Below are 1,997 nucleotides of genomic sequence, written 5' to 3'. Positions count from 1 at the left end.
GGCTACGCCGCACGCGCACTCGCCGATGTACCGGACGACACCGCACAGCCCATCATCGCCCTCATCGAGTCCATCGCCCGCCGCTCACGCGAGGACCGCGCCCGGGAAACCCGCGCGGACGGGAACGCATAAAGCTCCGGCTCGCCGCGACCACCAGCGACAACCAGATCCTGCACATCATCCGCCACAGCGACCGCACTTGAGCCCTGACCGCACAGGTCACTGCCCAGGGCGCCACCGGAACCATTGGCTCCGTCGCTCTCGCTGGTACGAACTGACACCTGACCCGGCTCTCGGCGGCGCCTCACGGTGCATACCGCGGGACCATCGGGCAGGCCGGCGGACCCAGCGGTCCAGGTGGCGCCGGTGACGACCACCGCGTGGACGTCGGCAGCGTCGCGAAGCCGGGCTTTCCCCGGTTGCGGTCGGCGCAGGTCCGCGAAACCCTGGAAGAGACGGGGGCGGGAAGGGGCGCTCATTGGCATCGAGGTCATGGCCGCCCGCAGCTCCTCGTCCTCGACCGCCCTGACACGCGGTACTCCGCAAAGTAACGGCCCATCACGGCCGGTGAAGCGCCGAGCGTCCTTCACTGAACGGTGTGCAGGGCGTGGTGACGCTGCCTGCCCCGGCCATCGCGTCCCTGGGGGCGACCATGGCACAGATCCGGATTGCCACGTTCAACCTGGAAAACTTCGACGAAACCCTCCCGACGGCGGACCCGTCTCTGACTGAGCGCATCGCGCTGATGAAGCCTCAGATCCGGCGGCTGCGCGCGGACATCGTCTGCTTTCAGGAAGTCCACGGCCAGGAGCGTCCCGGCCAGCCGCGCGCGCTGCTCGCGTTGAAGGAGCTGCTCGCCGGCACCAATCTCGACGGCGCGCCCCTGGTCAGTACCAAGCCGAAGAACGACGCGGTCTTCGACGTCCGCAACCTGGTCGTCGCCACTCATCTGCCGGTGATCAAGCACCAGCAGCTGAAGAACGACCTGGTCGCCGAGCCCCGCTACCAGCGGCTCACCGCCCAGCCTCCCGACCCGGCGCCGGTCGGGATCGGTATCGAGCGGCCCATCCTGCACGCGCAGATCGACATCGACCACGCGGAACCCGGCCGCCTGCTGCACGTCATCACCGTGCACCTGAAGTCCAAGATCCCCAGCGAGATCCCCGGCCAGCTGCTTGACGGCCAGAAGGGCATCTGGGCCAGCGCCGACGGCTGGGCCGAAGGCAGCTTCCTGTCGTCGATGAAGCGCATGAGCCAGGCCCTGGAGGTCCGACGGCTGGTCGATCAGATCCTCGACGATGATCCGGACGCCCGGATCATCGTCGCCGGCGACTTCAACGCCGAACCGGAGGAAGTCCCGGTCCTGGCGATCTGCGGCAACGTCGAGGACACCAACAACGGCGACCTCGCCACCCGCGTCCTGATCCCCATCGAACACACCATCCCCGAATCGGCCCGCTACACCCTCTTCCACCACGGCCGCGGCCAGATGATCGACCACATGCTCGTCACCCGCAACCTCCTGACCTACTACCGCGGCTCAGAGATCCACAACGAAATCCTCCACGACGACTCCCTCGCCTTCGCCACCGACACCAAATACCCCGAATCCGACCACGCCCCCGTCGTCGCCACCTTCGACTTCGACTGACCGAAGCACCACAACAGCCCCCGCATGCGGTCGGCGCGCGGCCGGGCACAGCCGCAGCTCCGGCGGTGCCGGAGCCTGACCCGGGGCTGCCTGTGTCCACCGGCGGCAGGTGCCACGCGGATTCCGCGGAGGTTCGGACCCGTGGCAGGTGGCGGCGGTACCGAGCTGGTCGCGGCCGGTGGAGACGTGGCGGCCGCCAGTCGGACTCGGCTCGTGGACCACTATGCGATGCCCTGGCTGAGGTCAGGGGACCGGCATGCGCCCGAGTCCGGCCATGTCGGGTGGCGCGGTGGCTGCGCCCCCACGGCAGGCTGCGCGTCCCGGGGGCCCTCGCCGCGCCCGTCGT

General features: G+C 69.2%; 1 protein-coding gene. It reads left to right on the top strand.

Features of this window, described 5'->3' with window-relative positions; genetic code table 11:
- Positions 1–607: 607 nt before the first annotated feature.
- The gene (locus ACWDYJ_RS36180) at positions 608–1,651 is read left to right on the top strand and encodes an endonuclease/exonuclease/phosphatase family protein (RefSeq protein ID WP_451569849.1); all 1,044 of its coding nucleotides are present in this window, start codon (positions 608–610) and stop codon (positions 1,649–1,651) included.
- The last annotated feature ends 346 nt before the right edge of the window (positions 1,652–1,997 follow it).

The organism is Streptomyces sp. NPDC003042 (assembly GCF_053591315.1).
Note: the sequence above shows the minus strand (reverse complement) of the source record. Positions and strands in the feature narration are given on the sequence as shown.